The sequence below is a fragment of the Neorhizobium sp. R1-B genome (assembly GCF_004368875.1).
Classification (GTDB): Bacteria; Pseudomonadota; Alphaproteobacteria; order Rhizobiales; family Rhizobiaceae; genus Neorhizobium; species Neorhizobium huautlense.
Window position 1 is genome coordinate 167868 of the sequence record NZ_SOEM01000008.1, and the last position, 19425, is coordinate 187292.

General features: G+C 59.0%; 17 protein-coding genes. 4 read left to right on the forward strand and 13 right to left on the reverse strand.

Annotation, left to right across the window (positions count from 1 at the left end; genetic code table 11):
* Nucleotides 1-17 precede the first annotated feature (17 nt).
* The 9 genes from EDE05_RS13965 to EDE05_RS14005 form a co-directional block, all read right to left on the reverse strand.
* Nucleotides 18-950 carry a HEPN domain-containing protein gene (locus EDE05_RS13965; RefSeq protein WP_132410472.1) on the reverse strand — a complete coding sequence of 311 codons (933 nt, stop codon included), beginning with the start codon at nucleotides 948-950 and terminating at the stop codon, nucleotides 18-20.
* A gap of 376 nt (nucleotides 951-1326) precedes the next feature.
* A complete protein-coding gene (locus tag EDE05_RS13970; RefSeq protein WP_134101580.1) occupies nucleotides 1327-1797 on the reverse strand; it encodes a DUF2214 domain-containing protein in 471 nt (156 codons plus the stop codon).
* A 10-nt stretch (nucleotides 1798-1807) separates the two neighbouring features.
* Nucleotides 1808-2191, reverse strand: a complete 384-nt coding sequence (locus tag EDE05_RS13975) for a DUF6152 family protein (RefSeq protein ID WP_132410468.1) — start codon at nucleotides 2189-2191, stop codon at nucleotides 1808-1810.
* Nucleotides 2192-2294: 103 nt separating this feature from the next.
* Nucleotides 2295-3656, reverse strand: a complete 1362-nt coding sequence (locus EDE05_RS13980; RefSeq protein ID WP_134101585.1) for an AcvB/VirJ family lysyl-phosphatidylglycerol hydrolase — start codon at nucleotides 3654-3656, stop codon at nucleotides 2295-2297.
* The gene (locus EDE05_RS13985; RefSeq protein ID WP_132410464.1) at nucleotides 3653-4972 is read right to left on the reverse strand and encodes a GNAT family N-acetyltransferase; all 1320 of its coding nucleotides are present in this window, start codon (nucleotides 4970-4972) and stop codon (nucleotides 3653-3655) included. Before EDE05_RS13985 ends, EDE05_RS13980 begins: the two co-directional genes overlap by 4 nt.
* Before the next feature lie 203 nt (nucleotides 4973-5175).
* A complete protein-coding gene (locus EDE05_RS13990) occupies nucleotides 5176-6216 on the reverse strand; it encodes a sulfate/molybdate ABC transporter ATP-binding protein (RefSeq protein ID WP_132410462.1) in 1041 nt (346 codons plus the stop codon).
* Between the two features lie 15 nt (nucleotides 6217-6231).
* Entirely contained in the window at nucleotides 6232-7101 is an 870-nt protein-coding gene (gene cysW / locus EDE05_RS13995; RefSeq protein ID WP_132410460.1) for a sulfate ABC transporter permease subunit CysW, read from the reverse strand.
* On the reverse strand, nucleotides 7094-7951 hold the full coding sequence (gene cysT / locus EDE05_RS14000; RefSeq protein ID WP_132410458.1) for a sulfate ABC transporter permease subunit CysT: 858 nt from the start codon (nucleotides 7949-7951) through the stop codon (nucleotides 7094-7096). The genes cysW and cysT overlap by 8 nt, the downstream gene beginning before the upstream one ends.
* A gap of 13 nt (nucleotides 7952-7964) precedes the next feature.
* A complete protein-coding gene (locus tag EDE05_RS14005) occupies nucleotides 7965-8999 on the reverse strand; it encodes a sulfate ABC transporter substrate-binding protein (RefSeq protein ID WP_112802574.1) in 1035 nt (344 codons plus the stop codon).
* A gap of 324 nt (nucleotides 9000-9323) precedes the next feature.
* On the opposite strand from EDE05_RS14005, the gene greA reads away from it, so the two are divergent.
* Nucleotides 9324-9806, forward strand: coding sequence for a transcription elongation factor GreA (greA, locus tag EDE05_RS14010; protein WP_132410454.1), 483 nt, complete (start codon nucleotides 9324-9326; stop codon nucleotides 9804-9806).
* Between the two features lie 36 nt (nucleotides 9807-9842).
* Here greA and EDE05_RS14015 read toward each other — a convergent pair whose 3' ends face one another.
* Entirely contained in the window at nucleotides 9843-10298 is a 456-nt protein-coding gene (locus EDE05_RS14015; protein ID WP_105371811.1) for an Rrf2 family transcriptional regulator, read from the reverse strand.
* A 361-nt stretch (nucleotides 10299-10659) separates the two neighbouring features.
* Here EDE05_RS14015 and EDE05_RS14020 point away from each other — a divergent pair, with 361 nt between their 5' ends.
* Genes EDE05_RS14020 through cysN form a run of 3 tightly spaced genes read left to right on the forward strand, consistent with a single transcriptional unit; the run spans nucleotide 10660 to nucleotide 13925 of the window.
* A complete protein-coding gene (locus EDE05_RS14020) occupies nucleotides 10660-11442 on the forward strand; it encodes a phosphoadenylyl-sulfate reductase (protein ID WP_132410452.1) in 783 nt (260 codons plus the stop codon).
* 40 nt (nucleotides 11443-11482) lie between these two features.
* Nucleotides 11483-12436 (forward strand): sulfate adenylyltransferase subunit CysD, encoded by a 954-nt coding sequence (gene cysD / locus EDE05_RS14025; protein ID WP_112802569.1) that lies wholly within the window; start codon nucleotides 11483-11485, stop codon nucleotides 12434-12436.
* A gap of 1 nt (nucleotide 12437) precedes the next feature.
* A complete protein-coding gene (gene cysN / locus EDE05_RS14030; RefSeq protein WP_112802567.1) occupies nucleotides 12438-13925 on the forward strand; it encodes a sulfate adenylyltransferase subunit CysN in 1488 nt (495 codons plus the stop codon).
* A 244-nt stretch (nucleotides 13926-14169) separates the two neighbouring features.
* On the opposite strand, the gene EDE05_RS14035 is transcribed toward cysN, so the two are convergent.
* The 3 genes from EDE05_RS14035 to EDE05_RS14045 all read right to left on the reverse strand — a co-directional run bounded on the left by EDE05_RS14035 (nucleotide 14170) and on the right by EDE05_RS14045 (nucleotide 19123).
* Nucleotides 14170-15951 (reverse strand): hypothetical protein, encoded by a 1782-nt coding sequence (locus tag EDE05_RS14035; protein WP_134101588.1) that lies wholly within the window; start codon nucleotides 15949-15951, stop codon nucleotides 14170-14172.
* 107 nt (nucleotides 15952-16058) lie between these two features.
* Complete coding sequence (locus EDE05_RS14040) at nucleotides 16059-17102, reverse strand: hypothetical protein (protein ID WP_112802563.1); 1044 nt, start codon at nucleotides 17100-17102, stop codon at nucleotides 16059-16061.
* A gap of 212 nt (nucleotides 17103-17314) precedes the next feature.
* Complete coding sequence (locus EDE05_RS14045; protein WP_162712530.1) at nucleotides 17315-19123, reverse strand: glycosyltransferase family A protein; 1809 nt, start codon at nucleotides 19121-19123, stop codon at nucleotides 17315-17317.
* Nucleotides 19124-19425 lie beyond the last annotated feature (302 nt).

Sequence of the window (19425 nt, forward strand, 5' to 3'; positions counted from 1 at the left end):
GGCTACTCAGTTCAAGACTATGAGGATGCCTTGGTCGCTAGTGCCTCCTTGCAGACTTGCTCGACGAGCCCCTGAAGGACCTGAATGCGTTCCACCAGCCATTGCAGCTCTTCGTCAGTGATTTCGTAGTGGGGAGAATAGCGTGCATCGACATAAGCGCGATCGAGCCGTTCGAAGCACCGGCGGGCGAACTTGGTATCCCGCGGCCATGCCTCGATCAGCCGCGGCTCGAGCCGCTCTGCCGAGGACCGAAGAGATTTCAGCCGGTGCGATTTTGGGCTGTAGAGCGTCAGCACGAGGAGGACGCAGTGGTAGAGGCGCTCTGTGGCCTGATGGAGCATAAATGCACCATCGCACCAAATCCTTCGCTCGATGGCAATGCTGGCTAATTCGAAAGCGTCCGCGGAAAGGGCGAACCATCTTTGAAAATATGCCTGTGCTTCCTTCCTCGCCTCGTCTTCGCTGAGCGGCTTTGGTGCCACAAAGGGATGGCCGTCCTTCTCATAGAGCATGATGCCATCGCGGACGATGTCGATGAAGAACGGCTTCCCGCGGGCCAGCTGGTCGTTCACATCCTGCAGCGTGTGCACGATGACATTGACCGGCGTTTCAATCGTTTTCGTCACCAATAGCTCGCGCAAAAAATGATCGGAGACGTCGTGCCAAAGCTCGTTTTCCTCGCCGACGCTATGCATGTTGACGACGACAAGAATGTCATAGTCGGAGCGGTAACCGCTCTTGTGGTCCTCCACCCAGCCGCCGCGGCTATACGAACCAAATAAAATGACTTTGAGGATCCGGCCGGCCTTCTGTTTTTCCGAAAGCTTTGACTGCTGCGCGGCATCGAACTCCTCGAAAATAATCTTCAAGGCGCGCGAAAGCTCCCGCCGCTTGCGCTCCGGAAGATGGCCTAAAGCCTCGTTGTCAGTCACACCAACACCTGTGTCCATTGTCGTACAGCAGCCTCGCAAATTTATGGAAGCAAGCCACGCTTGAAATCGTGGCTACGACTTGATCATCGCACTAGCTCACTCGTGAAGATATACAACCTAAAGGCTTTCCCCGCCACTCGTTGCACATACCGATGACGTCAGTGACGATAGTCTGCGTGCCGCGGACTCGCTAGTTCCATAGATGCCCTTGGTCAACCTGAACGAATCTACGAACGGAACAGATGCCACGGCCTCGACTCGTGATCAGACGTTCAACATGTCGGTGCCCGAACGCGATCGTCAGTCAAAAAGAGCTGCTCACACGCGTCCAGTTCGACATCAGCCAAAGATAGGGTCGCGTAAGAGATAGCCCCTTCGGATAGCGATCTCCCATCTATAAAAACCCGATCCAGCGACCAGCAATCACGGCGCCGACCCAGGAAAGAACCGAAAATGTTGCACCAACACGCAATGCCATACTTGGCGTCTCTCCCGAAAGCACCGCTCGCCATCCGCTTCCGAAGTACACGACCGCGACGTTGACAAGGGCGAGCGCGACAAGGCAGAGCTTCGCCAGGAAGGCGGTGTTTCTTGCATATTCCGTTGGTCGGACAGAAAACAGGCAGAGGCCGGTGAGGACGGCGAGAAAGACGCCTGCGGCGGCGATCCGGGAAAGATAGGGAGCAATCGCGGCCAAGGGGACAGCCGGAGCAAAGCCCAGCAATCGCAGGTCGAGCGCCAGGATCGCTCCGAAAAGCGTACCGATGCCGAGGATATGTGCGGCGTTGACCAAGAGATAGAGTGTCGAAGAGGCAATCAGGGCTCGTGCAAGCAGCGTCTCGGCAAGCGGCGCAAGCCACTCCATCGACATCGCCTCAATTGCTCTTGATCCGCTCGGGATAGATGTCGAAGGTTTTGCCAGCGACGATGATCCGGACGGCCTTCATGCGCTTTTCGTTGCGGTCTTCGGAACGGTTGCCGGTGGCAACGATTCCATCGCCGACTTTTGCCTGCCCCTCCACAAAGCCCGAGCGCTGGGTCTGGTTCGGGTTGCCGAGTTCGACACGCCAGACTCCATCTTCGGCCTTGACCTCTAAAGTAGGATGCGGCGGCGCGAAGGAAAGCGACTGGATCGTGCCCTTAAGATCGATCTGGTCGGCTTCGGCCCAGGACCAGCCATGGTGGGCCGCAGCCGAGCCCGCCAATGCGGCGGCAAGGGCGGCTCCGGCAAAAATGCGGGTGATTGGATATCGGGTCATGGAGGCTCTCCCCGGGGTTTTAGAATTCACCTGGGAAGATGTGGACGCGGTGGCGATTGACCAGAGGGTTTCACCTCTTCTTGAATGACCGGTGAGACGCCGGTCAATTCGCCGCCGTCACCGCAATCGCCCGATCCAGGATCAGCCGGCCGAGCGCACGGTAGTCGCCATCGAAATGGTGGCCGCCGTCCCGCGCCAAGATCTGAGCGCCCGGCATTTCCGCAACCGCCGGGCAGGCGCTGTCTTCCTCCGCAAGACCATAGATACACTGGATCTTGAAGGGCTCGATTGCCCTCAGATCATCGATGGGATCGCCATATTTGCCGGCGCCGGAAAAACCGAGCCAGCCGGTGACATCGATTTCAAAATCGGCCTGATGCGACAATGCCAGCAGCGAGACAAGCGTGACCGCCTGCCTGTCTACCTCGGGCAGAAGCCGGTAGGTGGCCGGCAGAATGTTCGCACCGAAGGAATATCCGATCAGCAGCACGTCTTCGACCTGCCACCGGTTGCGATAAGCTCTGATGATCCGGGAAAGATCGGCGGCGGTCTGTTCCGGCGTCTTTTCGCTCCAGAAATAGCGCAACGCATCCACGCCCACGACCGGAATGCCGTCCTCCTTGAGATAGGCGCCCAGTTGCTGATCGATATCGCGCCAGCCGCCGTCGCCGGAATAGATGATCGCCATGGCGTCGTGCCGGGGTATCGCCTCGATTGGCACGATCGGCAGATTGAGTGGGGAAGCGGAGCCGGCCAACCCTTTCGTGATCGACGCGGTCTTGAGCGTCAGCGCCGCAGCGGGATTGTCCGCCGTCTCGCGCAGTTCGACCGCCGGATGGGTTTCCTTCAGGGCTTCCACGTGCACGCGACCGGCAGCGTCCGCGCCCGGGGTGAAGACGACGCGCACCGGATTGGGCAGATCGCCCGGGGTCAGTCCATAAACCATACCCTCCGGTACGGGCGTTTTCGGCGCCGGGGTGCAGAGCACTTTGGAGAGCGGGATCGTGGTCTTGGGGTCCACTGAAATGGTTTCGGCAATGGTGGAGACGGGCGTCTGGGCTGCAATGGCGAGCGCGAGCGTCGCCCCGTCGCCGATGCCGGCGACCACGGGCGGGCGGTAGTCGGAAATCTCGGCCGACCGATGAAGTTGGCGGCTCAGATCCTCGATATCGGCGACAAGATAGAGGCAGTCATCCTGCTCAGCCTTCAGTGCAGCGTAATATTCCGGCAGATCGACTCCCACCACCAACGCGCCGTCCTTGATAAGAGTGGCGGTAATCTCCGCTTCCCTCTCCGACCAGCCTTCGCCATCGGAAAGCAACACGACGATGCCGACTGCCGGGCCGTCGGGATAGGAGATCCGGCTGGTTGGCAGACTTCTGGTCTCAAGTTCGGAACCGGATACGAGATGGAAGACTGTCGCAGCAGCCGTGATGCTTGCGACGATGATCGGCAAAAGCCTCATCGGCGCAATAGTCCCTTGAGCCCACCGCCAATGAGCATGGTTATGTCGAATACTGAAAGGACGGGCATGCCAGTGCCGGAGACCGCCAGATAACGCGGATGCCAATCCGGATCGAACTTTGACTTGAAAGCCTGGACCCCGCGAAAATTATAGAAGCGTTCGCCGTTGCGGAAGATGCGCTCGCCGACATGGTTCCAGAGCGGAGCCTTGCTATGGGTCGAAAGGCCGGCAAGCGGCGCCATGCCGAGGTTCAGCGTCTTATACCCCTCGGCCTTCATGTGCTCCATGATACGCACGAAGAGAAGATCCATCATGCCGCGATGGGTCTCGGGGAGATGCCGCATCAGGTCGATGAAGGCATCGCCGCCGGACGCCGTGGAGAGAATGCTGGCAAAGGCCACAATGCGGCCTTTCAACCGGATGACTGCCACCGGTCCGGCAGCGACATATTGCGACTGGAATGTCCCCAGCGAGAACCCTTTTTCCGCTGCATTCTGCGCGGCAAGCCATGTGCGGGAAACGGAAAGCAGTTCATCAAGAACGGCCGGCACCTCCTCCGGCTTCAGCATCGAGAACTCGAGCCCGTCGCGGACCGCCCTGTTGATCGAACGGCGGAGCTTCAGCCAAGCGCCGCCCTTGAGATCGAACCTGGTGAGATCGACGACCGCCTGTTCGCCGAGCTTGTAAGGCTTCAATCCGGCCTCGACAGTCAGCGGCAGAAATTCCGGCGAGACCTGATAGAACACCGCCCGGCACCCTGCCTTTCGGGCCGTCTCCATGAATTTCAGCACCAGATCGGGCCAGGCCTTGCGGCAGCCGATCGGATCGAACAACGCCACCCATGAGCGGCCTTGCTGGGCATACATGATGAAGGCCTTGCCGCAGCTGGAGAAGAGGATCTTCTTGTCGCCGAGGCGCACCAGGCCCCCGATCGCATTCGGCTGCGTGGCTAGGATCTCCACGGCCCGGTTCATCTCCTCGTCGGATGGGGGCTTGCGGCAGGGAGCCGCGCGCCGCAGCCGGTTGGTGGCGACCGTGCCGATCAGAAGCGTCAATGCAAGGCCGGAGGGCGCGTGCATCGGGTCGCCCGAAAGAAACAGCGTCCAACCCAATCTCGCCAGGCTTTCCTCGAGAAAGAGATTGGCGGCGAATGCGATCGTAAAGAGGATCAGGCTGAAGAAGAGGATGATACCGCTGCCGGGGGTAAGCCTGCGGATCAACACCTTCGCCAGCGATACAGCGAGAGGAGCAGGCCGGCTTTCCGGCGAACCCGTATGCGGCTCGGAAGTGTCGTCAATTTGGGCAGTCTCTGCCATGGAATACCTGTCGGGATTAAAGATTGCGCGGCACATTAGATGTCGCGCATGGACCGAAGCTTGCGACGACGGCTATTTACCCGCACTCCGTGAAGCAGAAAATGACATGTATCAATTTTTTACGCTTTTAATGCGGGCGAGAACGGGGTTTAAGGCCGGCCGCGATGCAGCGGCCGGGCCAGATAACCCGAAGACCGGCATCGTCAGGCGTTTGTAAAAACCTTCCACCGCGTCGGACGAAAGCGCACCTCGCTTCCGAGCGCCACCGGCGCATGAAGCGGCACCTCGACCTCGACGTGATAAGGCGCATGGCCCTCATTGGCGATGTCGATCTCTGCAATGCGGGTGCCTGCCAGCCGGCGGCAGGCGGTGACCTTGCCGAACAGCGCATCCTGAGCGTCGACAAGAGATACATCCTCAGGGCGGAAGAAGAGCTCCCCGCTTCCTGCCGCCGGTTCTGAAATGCCGATGGGTTGCCCCTGGAAGAGAATGGTTTTGTCTTTTACTTCCACCGGCAAATGCGAGGATTCTCCGATGAAGGAAAAGACGAAGGGCGAGCCGGGACGGTCGTAGACATCGTCGGCGGAACCGACCTGCTCGATCTTGCCCTGGCTCATGACCACGACCCGGTCGGCAAGCTCGAGAGCCTCTTCCTGGTCATGGGTGACAAACACCGTCGTATGACCGGTCCTGTCGTGAAATTCCCGCAGCCAGCGCCGCAATTCCTTGCGTACCTTGGCGTCGAGGGCGCCGAACGGTTCGTCGAGCAGCAGAATGCGAGGCTCAATCGCCATGGCGCGGGCAAGCGCCACGCGCTGGCGCTGACCGCCGGAAAGCTGGTTCGGATACCGTTTCTCAAGCCCCCCGAGGTGAACCATGTCCAGCAGATCCGAGACGCGGCGGCGTATCTCGGATTTCGGCGGGCGGGCTGACGACGGGCGGACCTTCAGACCGAAACCGATGTTCTCCGCGACCGTCATGTGACGGAACAGCGCGTAGTGCTGAAAGACGAAGCCGACATTGCGCTCCTGCACCGAACGGTGGGACGCGTCTTCGTCGCCGAAAAAAATCTGACCCGCGGTCGGAAAATCCAGACCGGCGATCAGGCGCAGAAGCGTCGTCTTGCCCGAACCGGAAGGCCCGAGAAGCGCGATCAGTTCACCGGAAGCGATTTTCAGCGAAACGTCGTTCAGCGCCGGAAAGCGTTCGAATTCCTTGCGGATATTGTTGATGGTGACTTCCATCGATGCGTAAACCTTTCAATGCCTGCCGCCGGCATTGCCGGCACCGAACCGAAGTTCGAGAAGTGTCTTGAGGGCAAGGGTGACGAGCGCAAGCAGTGCAAGCAGCGATGCCACCGCGAAGGCCGCTACCATGTTGTACTCATTATAAAGTATCTCGACATGCAGCGGCATGGTGTTGGTGAGCCCGCGAATGCGGCCTGAAACCACCGACACGGCGCCGAACTCGCCCATGGCGCGGGCATTGCAGAGCAACACCCCATAGAGCAGGCCCCATTTGATGTTTGGGAGCGTGACCAACCGGAAGGTCTGCCAGCCGGATGCGCCAAGCGACAGCGCCGCCTCTTCGTCGCCGCTTCCCTGGTCCTGCATCAGCGGGATCAGTTCGCGCGCCACGAAGGGAAACGTCACGAATACCGTCGCCAATACGATACCCGGCACGGCGAAGAGGATCTCTATACCCCAGCTTTTCAGAAGAGGGCCAAGCAGGCTGCCCGAACCGAAAAGCAGAACGTAGACGAGACCCGAGATTACCGGGGAGATCGAGAACGGCAGATCGATGAGGGTGATCAGGAAGGCTTTGCCCTTGAACTCAAACTTCGCGATCGCCCAGGAGGCACAGAGCCCGAAGACGAGATTGAGCGGCACGGCGATCGCTGCGACCAGAAGCGTCAGCCGGATAGCAGCCGCTGCATCCGGCTCGGCCAGAGCTTCGTAATAGGCGCCCCACCCTTCCCGGAAAGCCTCCACGAAGACCGAAAGGAGCGGCAGAAAAAGAAAGAAGACGAGAAAAGCAAGCGAAAGCAGGAGAAGCACGACCTTCGTCGCCAGCCCCTCATCTGCCGGATCGCGGAAGGCCGCTTTGGGAGTGCGGGGGTGGTCAGACATTACCGTACCTCCTGCGGCTCCAGGCCTGAATGAGATTGATGACAAGCAACATCAGGAAGGAGATGAGCAGCATGATCGTGGCGATCGCTGTTGCGCCCGCATAGTTGAACTCCTCCAGCCGGATGACGATCAGCAGCGGCGCGATCTCCGAAACATAGGGAATATTGCCGGCAATGAAGATCACGGAACCATATTCTCCGACACCTCTGGCAAAGGCGAGCGCAAAGCCGGTCAGTATCGCCGGCGTCAGTCCAGGCAGGATGACCCGGGAGATCGTCTGGAACCGGTTGGCACCGAGCGTTGCAGCTGCCTCCTCAACCTCCCGATCGATCTCTTCCATGATCGGCTGAACGGTGCGAACCACGAAAGGGAGCCCGATAAAGATGAGTGCTATGACGATGCCAAGCGGCGTAAACGCGATGCGGAAGGGCATGAAGAGGGAGCCGATCCAGCCGTTCGGAGCGTAGAGCGAGGCAAGCGCAATGCCGGCTACAGCCGTCGGCAAGGCGAAAGGCAGATCCACCATGGCATCAACCAGCCGCCGGCCGGGAAAGTTGTAGCGGGTGAGCACCCAGGCGAGAATCGTGCCGAAGACGACATTGACCAAGGCAGCCAGAAAGGCCGTGCCGAAGGATATATAAAGAGCGTCGAGCGTACGTCGGTCGGCAAAGACGGCAAAAAAGCCGCTCCAGCCAAGCTCGGCGGTGCGCCAGAGCAGACCGGCAAGGGGGATGAGAATGATCAGCGACAGGTAGGCGAGCGAAAAGCCGAGCGTCAACCCGAAACCCGGGATGATGCTCGGCTGCTTCAGTCGCCACTTCGCCGGTGAGGCAGTGGCGGTATGGGTCATAAAGGATTCCGAATTACTTCCCGGGCTTGTAGATCTGGTCGAAGATGCCGCCGTCGCCGAAATGTTCGGGCTGCGCCTTTTTCCAGCCGCCGAAGATCGGATCGTCGATTGTGACAAGCTTGATGTCCGGCAGAGCCTTCAGCAGATCCGGCTTTACCACATCACGCTTAGAAGGACGATAGAAGTGCTTCGCGGCGAGGTTTTGCCCTTCGTCGGAATAGAGATAGTGCAGATAGGCCTCGGCCTGCTTGCGGGTGCCCTTGGCGTCGACATTGGCATCGACGACGGCGACCGGCGGTTCGGCGAGGATGGAAATCGGCGGTACGACGATATCGAAAGCGTCCTTGCCGAATTCTTCGCCGGCCAGATAGGCCTCGTTTTCCCAGGCAAGCAGCACATCGCCGATCTGGCGCTGGGCGAAGGTGACCGTCGAGCCACGGGCACCGGTGTCGAGGACGGGCGCGCGTTTATAAAGATCGGCGATATAGCCCTTGATCTTCGCCTGATCGCCCTTGAACTCCTCGTTCGCCCAAGCCCAGGCGGCAAGATAATTCCAGCGCGCGCCACCTGAGGTTTTCGGGTTCGGGGTGACGATCTGGACGTCGCCCTTCACCAGGTCGCCCCAGTTCTTGATCCCCTTGGGATTACCCTTGCGGACAAGGAAGACGATGGTCGAAGTATAGGGCGAGGCATTGTTGGGAAGGCGCGCACGCCAGCCGGCTTTGATCTTGCCGGTCTTCTCGATTGCGTTGATATCGCTTTCGAGCGCCAGCGTCACCACATCCGCCTCAAGGCCATCGATGACCGAGCGGGCCTGCGCACCGGAGCCGCCATGCGACTGCCGGATCGACACGTCTTCTCCCGTCTGGGCCTTCCAGGACTTTGCAAAGGCAGCGTTGACGTCCTTGTAGAGTTCGCGGGTCGGATCGTAGGAAACGTTGAGAAGCTGGGTATCGGCGAAAGCGGGCGTGAACACCCCGACTGTCAGGGAAAGACCGAGAGCGACGGCCCCCAATCCCTTGCCGAATCGCCTGGTGAAACTGAACATGAAGCTCCCTCCTGTGGTTTGGCCGAAACTCTATCGGTTGGGTCGACTTAGTCAATCGAAGGCAAAAAGAAGGCAAAACTGTTTCCCTCGCCGTATTCGGGGGGCAAAGAATGGGTTAATCTTTCTGGCAACGGCAGAACGTGCGCATTGGGAAAAGCGCCTTCGGGAAAATCACAATCCAGCCGCAAGGGAGATTTTGAGGCATTCGAAGAAAGATTTTTCGCCTATTCCGCAACGTGACCGGTTATGGCCATATATGATCCGACGGATGCAAAACCGTTGCTGCCGATCCAAAGATCACCCGCGCCTAACGGAGTTGAAAGATTGAGCGTCGCCTTCACCAAGGAAGATAGTGCCGAAACCGCTTCGGAAACCCTATTGCCCGACCGTCCGATTTCACCTCACCCGAACCTGGTGACGGAGGACGGATTGAAGGCACTGGAACTGCAGCTGGCTCGGGCGCGTGAGGCTTATGAGGCTACGACCACGATCGAAGACGTGAACGAACGCCGCCGGCAGGCTGCCGGCCCGCTGCGCGATCTGCGTTATTTCGCGGAAAGAGTCCGCACCGCGCAGGTTGTCCCAAACCCCGCGTCGGCCGATACCGTCGCCTTCGGAAACACTGTCACCTTCAGCCGCGAGGACGGCCGGGTGCAGACGTATCGGATCGTCGGCGAAGACGAGGCCGACCCCAAGGCCGGATCGATTTCCTACGTATCGCCGGTGGCAAGAGCGCTCACCGGCAAAGCGATCGGGGATGTCGTGAATGTAGGGGGCCAGGAACTGGAAATAACCGCGATTTCGTAATCCCGGCTCCACAGGCGATAGCGGAACCCGGCACTTTCAGGCCGTCAGCAGTTCCCTGACCGGCGTTTTGGTGTCGCCGGCACCTTCGACCGCATCGGCGATCGTGGTGCTGAACAGCACGTCGCGGGTTGCGTCGGCCACGCGGGCGAAGACATGGCGGATCTCGCAGAGGTGCTCGCCATCGCAATCTTCGCATTTGCGGTAGGCGGTCTGAGACAGGCAGGGAAGCGGCGCAATCGGCCCATCCACGAGGCGCAGCACCTCGCCGAACGTGATCGCATCGGCCGACTTCAGGAGCAGATATCCGCCCTGCTTGCCGCGGCGGCTGACAACAATGCCCGAGCGCTTGAGGTCGAGGAGGATCTGCTCCAGGAACTTCTTCGGAATGCTCTGCTGGACGGCAATCTCGGAGATCAGCATCGGCACGTCCGGATCGGCCTGCGCGAGGGCGGCAAGCGCCCTCAGCGCGTATTTCGCTTTCTGGGATATCATCACGCAACCATTAAACGATAACGTCGCCGCGAGGCGAAAGTCCTCACAGCGCCGCTCAAACAGCTTTCAAGGGCATCCACGGGATCGCCGGAAACGGCGCTCAGGGGCTGCATGTCCGCAAGTGGCAATCATGCCTTGCGGGCATGTCTCTGGATTAGCTCAAATTCCGAGAAATTACAAACCAATGCGGGTAGTTAGAGCGGCAAAAATGGTCACGTTTGGTTAAGGCGGCAGGTTTTCTGTGTGCTTGCCGCTTTGGAGAGATATTTGCTCCTCATCCTGTTGTGATGGGACGGGTTTTTCTGTCCTTTCGTGCGCGGAGCCGGGATAATCCAGCAAATGCTCACGGAATGATATCCCCATGACCTTTCATGATGCCGCCAGCCGGGATCGCCTGATACTGGCTTCCACCCTCGACGCACAGCTGCAAGACCTCGATCTTGCAGGTCGTCTCGCGCTTGCCGCCGAGCTTGGCAATGCCGTCTTTACGACGAGCCTCGGCATTGAAGACCAGGTGATATCAGCAGCAATCGGAATTCATCGCCTGTCGATCGAAGTTTCGACACTGGAAACCGGCCGCCTGTTCAAGGAAACGCTGGACCTCATTGGAGAGACGGAGGGGCGGTATGCGATTTCGATCCGCCGCTTTGCGCCTGAACCGGAGGATGTCGACGCCTATGCTGCGAAATATGGCATGAACGGCTTTTACGACAGCGTCGAAGCCCGCCACGCCTGCTGTCATGTGCGCAAGCTGAAGCCTCTTGCAAGAGCTTTGGCAGGAGCGGACGTCTGGATCACCGGGCTTCGCCGCGGCCAGTCGGGCAGCCGTGCCGCGACGCCGTTTGCCGAATACGATGCCGAGCGCAACCTCATCAAGATCAACCCGCTCGCTGACTGGGACATTGATGCGATCCGTGCCCATGTGGCGGCCGAGGCGATCCCGGTCAATCCGCTGCATGCCCGCGGCTACCCTTCGATCGGCTGCGAACCCTGTACGCGCGCCATCAAGCCCGGCGAGCCTGAGCGCGCTGGCCGCTGGTGGTGGGAAAACGACGAGAAACGCGAATGCGGGCTGCATGTGCCGGAAAGCGCATCGCAATCCGCCTCACAGCCCATCCCGCAGGCGAGCCAGATCGCTCGCTGAACCCTTTGTGTTTGTTTCGATAGACTGCCCGGAGACCGAAATGCCTTTGTCAGTACAGGAAACGGAAGTAAAGAACCCGCCCGTTTCCAGACCGCCGCTTGATCCGCATCTCAAAGCCCTCGAAAACGAAGCGATCCACATCTTTCGGGAAGTGGCAGCGGAATTCGAAAAGCCGGTGATGCTCTATTCCATCGGCAAGGACAGTTCCGTCCTCCTGCATCTTGCCCGCAAGGCCTTTCATCCGGGTCGCGTCCCCTTCCCGCTTCTCCACGTCGACACGACATGGAAGTTCCGCGAGATGATCGAGTTCCGCGACGAGATCGCACGGAAATACGATCTGGACCTCGTTGTCCACACCAATCCGCGCGGCGCGGAAGAAGGCATCACGCCCTTCTCCCACGGTTCGGCGCTCTATACAGACATCATGAAGACCGAAGCGCTGCGTCAGGCGCTCGATGACGGCGGCTATGACGCAGCCTTTGGCGGCGCACGGCGCGACGAGGAAGCCTCCCGCGCCAAGGAACGGATCTATTCCTTCCGTACGCCCGACCACAAATGGGACCCGCGCAACCAGCGGCCGGAGCTCTGGAACATCTATAACGGCATGATCAAGAAGGGTGAGAGCGTACGCGCCTTTCCGCTCTCCAACTGGACCGAAGTCGACATCTGGCGCTACATCCAGGCCGAGGACATTCCGCTCGTGCCGCTCTATTACGCCGCCGAACGCCCCTATGTGGAGCGCGACGGGATGATGATCCTCGCCGAGGATCCGCGGCTTGAGCTCCTGCCCGGCGAAACCGTTCAGCACGGCATGATCCGTTTCCGCACGCTTGGCTGCTTCCCGCTGACCGGCGCCATCCGCTCGACCGCTTCCAACCTCGAAGAGGTGATCGCCGAGCTTGAAATCGCCACCGTTTCCGAACGCCAGGGCCGCGCGATCGACCGCGACCAGTCCGGCTCCATGGAAAAGAAAAAGCGCGAAGGATATTTTTAAGATGACCGCTCCAGCCCAAACCGCTTCGGCGACCATCCTGCCCTTTGCCGAACCCGTAAAGGCCGCGCGCGACACGCGCCCGCTGCGCCTCATCACCTGCGGTTCGGTGGACGACGGCAAATCGACGCTGATCGGCCGCCTCCTCTGGGACACCAAGGCGGTCAAGGAAGACCAGGCGGCAACGCTTGCGCGCGACAGCGGCAAGCAGAACGACCTTGGCCTGCCCGACTTCGCACTACTACTCGACGGCCTGCAGGCGGAGCGCGAACAGGGCATCACCATCGACGTCGCCTACCGCTATTTCTCAACCGACCGGCGCTCGTTTATCGTCGCCGACACCCCCGGCCACGAGCAATATACCCGCAATATGGCAACCGGCGCATCGACCGCCGATCTCGCGATTCTTCTGACCGACGCCCGCTCCGGCATACTCGAGCAGACCCGCAGGCATGCGACGATCGCCGCTCTGATGGGCATCCGCCAGTTCGTGCTGGCGGTCAACAAGTTCGACCTCGTCAACTACGACAAGGCGATCTTCGAGAAGATTTCCCACGAATTCCGCGAATTCGCGCTTTCGCTCGGCGTACGCCAGATCACCGCAATTCCGATGTCGGCGCTGAAGGGCGAGAACGTTGTCTATTCGGCCGACAGCGCCATGCCATGGTATGACGGTCCGACGCTAGTCGAGACGCTGGAACTTGCGACCGTACGCACCGCTCAGGCGGGTGGCTTCCGGCTGCCGGTGCAGCGCGTCGCGCGTCCTGGAGAAAGTTTCCGCGGCTATCAGGGCACCGTTGCCGGCGGCTCGATCAAGCCGGGCGACCCGGTCGTCGTCCTGCCGTCCGGCGTGGTCGCCAACGTCAAGCAAATCGTCACCTTTGATCTCGTGCGCAATGCCGCCGTGGCAGGAGATGCGATTACCCTCGTGCTGGACCGGCAAGTGGACGTAGCCCGTGGTGACGTGATCGTTTCGCTCGAAGGGCAACCGATGACCGGCCTTCATTTCGATGCCCAGCTTGTCTCGCTGCAGCCGGGCGGCATCGAGCCGGGCAAACGCTACTGGCTGAAAAGCGGCTCGCGCCGCCAGCGCGTTGCCGTCGAGCCGATCTCCCAGCTTGAGCTTTCGAGCGGCAAGTGGCAACCGCATGCCTCGACGCTCCAGATGAATGCGATCGGCAAGGTGCGGCTTTCCTTCGAGGAGCTGGCGGTCTTCGACGCCTATGAGCAGAACCGCTCGACCGGCGCCTTTATCCTGATCGACCCGGATACGCTGAACACCGTTGCAGGCGGCATGATCACGGCAAAACGCGCCGAACTCGGTGGGATCCACACAGAGGGCCAGCGCGTGCTGATGTCGCTACCGGCAGATCTTGCCGAGCAAATCATGGCAAGCGAGCTGTTCGCCAACCGCCGCGATGAGACCGAAATCCGAAGACTGACGGCAAAGCAGGCTGCCGAGGTTTTCTCGAACGCAGCGAGCGACATCTGAAGTCTTTCCGATCAAGGATGGCGAAGGCGGAGTTCTGCTCCGCCTTAAGACCGGAGATATTAGCTAGAGAACAGGCCATGGCAAGAGAACTCTCCGCCAACTGTCGTGACCAGACGGAACGGAAGCCCATGGCGCCGAAGCATACTGCATAAGTATTTGAGACCTGACATTTGAGACTTCACGAAGAATGCGCTCAATACGCGCAGGGTATTTGTTCCTCGCGACATTCAGCCCCTTGAGCGGATCATCTCTTGCGACCAAGGAGTGCAGCCCGATTGCGCGCCTCGATCACTTCGAAGCCATTTTCGAGTAGGAACGGCATCGCGGTTGTTCCTTTTGCTGACCAGTTGCCCTCGAAATCAGTCCATGTATCGTCGAAACAAATTAACCCATCCTCGGCGAGTGTGCGTACGAGGGACCGTGCGCAATCAAGATGCATCTGGTGGCATTCCGCGTCGCTGATTCGATTGCCAAGGTAGCGTTCGTACCGCTCCTGACGCTGCTCGGAGTGATTTCCATGATCGAAATCGTACGCGTCGAGGAAGACGTAATCGATTGGAGCGGTGTGAGAGGCAAGAAAATCCTCACCTTTGGCAGTGATCGCCTTAAAGGGCAATCCGAGGCGTTTGAACATACGACGCGCACGGCGGCTGTTCGACGGGTCCATATCGACAGTGATGAACTCTATCCCCAGTTCCGCGCAAAGCTGTGCCAACTTACGGGTCGATCCCTGCCCTGGAACATCTTCCCGTGTGGTGCCAATCTCGATCATCAACCGTTTACGTGACATGGGCTCCGGAGGCCTATCCCGCAGCCGCGACATCAATAAAGCGTGTCCATGATCGCCAGTTGATTTCTTCGCGGGCCTGCCGGCAAGTGCCTCATCAAGCGTTGCGATCTGAGGCGGAGCCAAAAGACCCGACTGTCGGAGGCCCGACGTCAACGCGTCCAGGGCCAACGCTCCTCTATTCATATCAAGATAGAGAGACGAGGCCAGTGCGGTGAGCCCCTGAGCCTGCGAAGAGGTTTCATCAAGCGCTTCGGTTACGAGACTGAGTGCCTGCAACATCTCGCCCTTCCGAATGAAATGAGCAGCCACAAGCAGCATGGCGAGTGCCCGCTGCTCCCCACCCAGCGAAGAAAGGAGGGCATCGAGAGCCTCCGGCACAGCTTCCGCAGCGACGATCGAATCAATCTGCGGCAAGAGCGCCTGCACGTTGCGAACGCTAGTGTCAGGAAGCAACATGGAAACTCGCGGCAAGAACCAGGAGATCTGGGCCGAACCGCCCTGTGGTGCGGCAAGCCATGTGGACTCGGCGCGGTAGGTCAAGCAATCGGTTTCGATGAGGCGATAGGGATCGTAGCTGAGTCTGGCGCAAAGTTGTTCGTAGGCTGGAGCTCCGCCGAAATAATCTACCGGCTCTACTACAGTTGGTGCCGGAGGACTCGGCGGTGATTCCTGGCCCAGCAGTATCTTTATCAAAACCGCCTGACGATTAGCTGCGTCTTCGTAGCGCAAAACGTTATGCGTTGTAAGATCCTGCAGGTGTTCGGAAAGCACTTCGCAGAAATCCTGGAGGGAAAGGCCTAACGCCGGACCAGCTGCCACATAGGCCCGCCAAGGATGACAGACCAACAACCGCATTCGTGATGGGTTGAAGGCGAAGCCGGAAGGGAGAGTAAAGGGTGTTGCGATCAGGAAAAGCTCACGTCCCTCGCGCGCGAGATCATGCTGCATCGTTCGAACCATCGCTTCGGACAGGTACAATCCGTCCGGCTCGGACAATCGACGAAACTCCATGGCCGGCACATGACCACGCCACCAGTCCAAATCGAGGGGAGGCAGGCCGGGGAAGGCGACAAGAAGCGCCGGCGCTTCCGTTTTCGGAGTTGCCGCGATCTTTTCGCACTGCTGCAAGAGGCTGGTTAGCGGCTCGCCGGGAAGACTCCCTAACGTCTGTTTTGGATAGGAACCACTTTCAAGGACTCTGATCATGTCTTCGAAAAGCGCGACGGTTTCGCTCAATCGTATTGGATCCGAGGTTACGACGGAATTCGGAACATTTTTTTGCATGGTTTCTTCTTCGATAGTGGCCCATCGACTTGGCCGATACGCTTTATTTGCTTTCGTAATCAGCCCTGGTCCGCGGCGGGCTCCGTATGCGCTGCATCCTTCGGTGCCGGAGCAAACAGCTCCCGCAATTGCCCAGCTGCTTCCCGCAAGCGAGGAGTCAGCTTTCGAATAAGCTCCTCAAGCTGACGCTTCTCGTCAAATACGCTCGCATAGCGACCACGCAGGTCCTTCAGGTCGCCCTGAGTTACCCGCAAACTCTCTAGCATTAGGGACATCTCATGACGGGCACGGGCATAATCCCCCCGAGCTCGGGCCAGCGCCTCTTCGTTCTCACGAAGCGAACTCTGAGCCTGGCTTGCCACGGCCTTATGCGCGGCGACACGCTCCTGCTCGGCTTTCAAAGACTTTTCAAGCTCAGCCAACGCCTTTGTCATACCATCGATTCGAGCTTCGAGCGCCGGAATTCGGCGGCCATTCAGATCTGCCGCGAAGGCCAATTGCGGCCAATCAGGATCCTCCCCGCGACGATCCAACAGATAAAAGAAATGCGCCTTCAACCACTCGCGGATCTGGGCCTCATCGGAAGCATGCTCGAAGAATATGTCTTTACCGCACCGGAGGTGGATGGTCGTGACCCTGGCGAGAAATCCTGACTCCTCAAGATACTTTAGAATGGACAACTCTGCTCCCGGCGTTTCAACGACGAGGGCGAACGTCTCATCTTCACGCCCAAGAACCGATGACAGGCTTTCCGTCGAGATATAGTCCGCCGCCGCGACTCCCTTGACGCGAAGGCCGGGAAAAAGCGACTGTAGCGCCGTGGTCGTCCGCGCACTACTGAATATTTTGGGGTGAGTATGGGAGAAAATCTCCGTCTGGCCATCTTTGTCTGAAGGTATGCCAGCGATATGGATGATCTCTATATCGCTCTTCGACAGGCTAGAAAGGGCCGCTGATTTGCTACCGATCGGGTCCAGAAGGACAACTCGCTGGGGGGGGGCATGCGGATTTCGTTCGGAACACCATTTTAGGGTATCGTAAACACCCCATACGACAGCCAGAACGGTCTTCTCTGGACTATAGGCACCTTGCCTCTCACTCATAAAACACTCCAACCAGCCTACTGCTTTTGCTCACACCGATGTATCAACTGACTATTCCGGGTTTAATGGAAACTGACAGTATCGGACCCGATCCGCAATATGAACACCGGGACACGAATATTGTCACATCCCAATCGAACATTCGGCGATGATCTCTGCTTTTGAGAAGTTCGAGCCGGCCGACGCACCGCATAGAAACGGTGCCAGATCGGTCATTGGCCGGCTATAAATTGAGTACCTTCATTTCGCATCCGAGACGCGGTTCTAAGGCGCTCGACCGCGCCATCCAATTGGGCGAAAGGACCATGCCGTCCCTTGTCCGGTTCACACAAGGCATCCGTCATCTCATCGATCGTGCGCAAATATCCATAAAATTCCGCGGCGGCTTCAGCGGAGACCGGAACTGCACTGAGAGCCGCGATGATCTCGCTCGTCTTGGTGACGATGTCGAGTGTCCGCCTCCCGGCGTGAAGATCGAGGAATGCCGGCCCGTTTGCCCTCACTCTCCCCTGCCACTCATGTAACTCGCCCAAATCGGCTACCAGCTCATCCTCGCTTCGGCTGACCGGATAGGCTCCCATTGGATCGAAGGTGAATTTGTCCACCTTTTCATTGTGGATATTGAAGTAGAAAACCGGTTTGTTGTACGCTATCGCTTCGAGTATGCCACTTGCAAAGCGCTGTACCGAAGCGCAGCAAGTTTGCAGCGTTTGATAGAAATCCTCCGTTGAAACAAGTTCAGGGAATAGGCGGCCCATATCGGCAGGATGTCTGCTGATAACGGGCTCATAACCCGCTCGTCTCACAGCTTGGACGGCAGAAGCCAACCACTGGTCGCGATGCTGGGTGAGCACCCCGTAGGAAAAATTCGAATTGATCAACACGCGCCTCTCCATCGCGAGGGATGGAGCAGTTTCAGGCTGATTCCGCATAGCCTGAATACGAGGTATTCCACTGATGAATACGCGCTGGCCAGAAGCGTTGACGAAATACCGATAGTCAAACGCGCCGGGCAGGATTACATTCTCGACCAGCCGGTAAGCTTTCCTTTCAGCCCGAGTATCGACGTCGTCGTAATCCTGAATTCCTTCCACTATACCAAGGGTACCCAAACCGGCAGCCCGCGCGGCTAACACCAAAGGCCGAGAGATGTAGTCCCAGTCATTAAACGTCACCACCACGCTGGGAGCGAAACGCCCAACCACGAACTCCCCTAAGCCCAAGAGTTCAACCTGATAACGTTGCGCGCTACTTCGCACACCGGCCTCGCCCCACTGCGGGGTCAGGTCGAGTGACAAGAATTCCGCCCCCAAAGCCCGTAGCTGCGGCGCGAGCAGGCCAATCGTCCACACGTGGTAGTCCTTGTGTGGTATGAACAGTATGGGCAAGTCCCTTTGGTTTTTAGTGGAGCAGCTTGCACGGCTCGAAGCTTTGGCACCGATAGTGTCCGCTTCGGTGGGGCCAGTCGCCAATGTATAGCCGGCATCCAGAAGTCTGGCGAAGAAGCGCGCCTCGTCATCGACCTCATCCGTTTCGACAAAACCTCCAATCGCGCGCACTGCGTCGGCCCTCAACACCGTTTGGTCGAAACGCGGTCCCTCGACGAGTCCGACATATAAGCCTGCATGCCTCGACGCATCCATTCGATCAAGCTGCCGCGACAGATCGGGCAAAGAATACTGACCTTGAATCAGGGCGACATACCGCGTTTGGGCCAACCGGAGGCCGGTGTTACGCGCCGCGCCAATGGAGGCTGGGGCACGGAAACTTATGATGCGGAAGCGAGGGTCGCCATCCGCAGCAGCGTTCAAGGCCTCTTTTGAAGGGTCGGCCTGGGAGCAATTGACGACGATGCACTCGAAGTCGCGAAATGCCTGCTCACGCAGGGATGCAATTGCACGCGTGCCGATATCGGTATGGCCCGGTACACAGAGTATGAGCGAGATTCTTGGAATAGGCTGCCGAGGGCCAGGATGCATAACGAATTGGTCGCTCCCAATCGACACGGCTTGGAAAGACACGCCACACTGCATGTCACTGTTTTTTGGAGGCTACAGAATTTTAAAATGCACCGCAAGCATGCGCTGGAGCCGCCGTCTCGTGCGGACCTACGCCTACATTTCATCGGCGAGCGCATCAGCTCAACGTCGGTCGAGGGTCAATTGCTCGCAACTCGCTGCGAATCCGCGCCGGGCACACGGACGCTTCCCCGCATCAGAACAGCGGAGGTTTCCGTCCGCCTACGACGGGATTGACGCTAAAGTCGGGATCGTTTAGCCCTCTCTTGCAGCTCAACCCGCACATAATGATGCTCAGAAGCGGG

Bases quoted from the DNA above. Each gene is read 5' to 3' on its own strand.
- EDE05_RS13965 (WP_132410472.1), bottom strand. From the start codon at position 950: ATGGACACAGGTGTTGGTGTGACTGACAACGAGGCTTTAGGCCATCTT.
- EDE05_RS13970 (WP_134101580.1), bottom strand. From the start codon at position 1,797: ATGGAGTGGCTTGCGCCGCTTGCCGAGACGCTGCTTGCACGAGCCCTG.
- EDE05_RS13975 (WP_132410468.1), bottom strand. From the start codon at position 2,191: ATGACCCGATATCCAATCACCCGCATTTTTGCCGGAGCCGCCCTTGCC.
- EDE05_RS13980 (WP_134101585.1), bottom strand. From the start codon at position 3,656: ATGAGGCTTTTGCCGATCATCGTCGCAAGCATCACGGCTGCTGCGACA.
- EDE05_RS13985 (WP_132410464.1), bottom strand. From the start codon at position 4,972: ATGGCAGAGACTGCCCAAATTGACGACACTTCCGAGCCGCATACGGGT.
- EDE05_RS13990 (WP_132410462.1), bottom strand. From the start codon at position 6,216: ATGGAAGTCACCATCAACAATATCCGCAAGGAATTCGAACGCTTTCCG.
- cysW (WP_132410460.1), bottom strand. From the start codon at position 7,101: ATGTCTGACCACCCCCGCACTCCCAAAGCGGCCTTCCGCGATCCGGCA.
- cysT (WP_132410458.1), bottom strand. From the start codon at position 7,951: ATGACCCATACCGCCACTGCCTCACCGGCGAAGTGGCGACTGAAGCAG.
- EDE05_RS14005 (WP_112802574.1), bottom strand. From the start codon at position 8,999: ATGTTCAGTTTCACCAGGCGATTCGGCAAGGGATTGGGGGCCGTCGCT.
- EDE05_RS14015 (WP_105371811.1), bottom strand. From the start codon at position 10,298: ATGATATCCCAGAAAGCGAAATACGCGCTGAGGGCGCTTGCCGCCCTC.
- EDE05_RS14020 (WP_132410452.1), top strand. From the start codon at position 10,660: ATGACCTTTCATGATGCCGCCAGCCGGGATCGCCTGATACTGGCTTCC.
- cysD (WP_112802569.1), top strand. From the start codon at position 11,483: ATGCCTTTGTCAGTACAGGAAACGGAAGTAAAGAACCCGCCCGTTTCC.
- cysN (WP_112802567.1), top strand. From the start codon at position 12,438: ATGACCGCTCCAGCCCAAACCGCTTCGGCGACCATCCTGCCCTTTGCC.
- EDE05_RS14040 (WP_112802563.1), bottom strand. From the start codon at position 17,102: ATGAGTGAGAGGCAAGGTGCCTATAGTCCAGAGAAGACCGTTCTGGCT.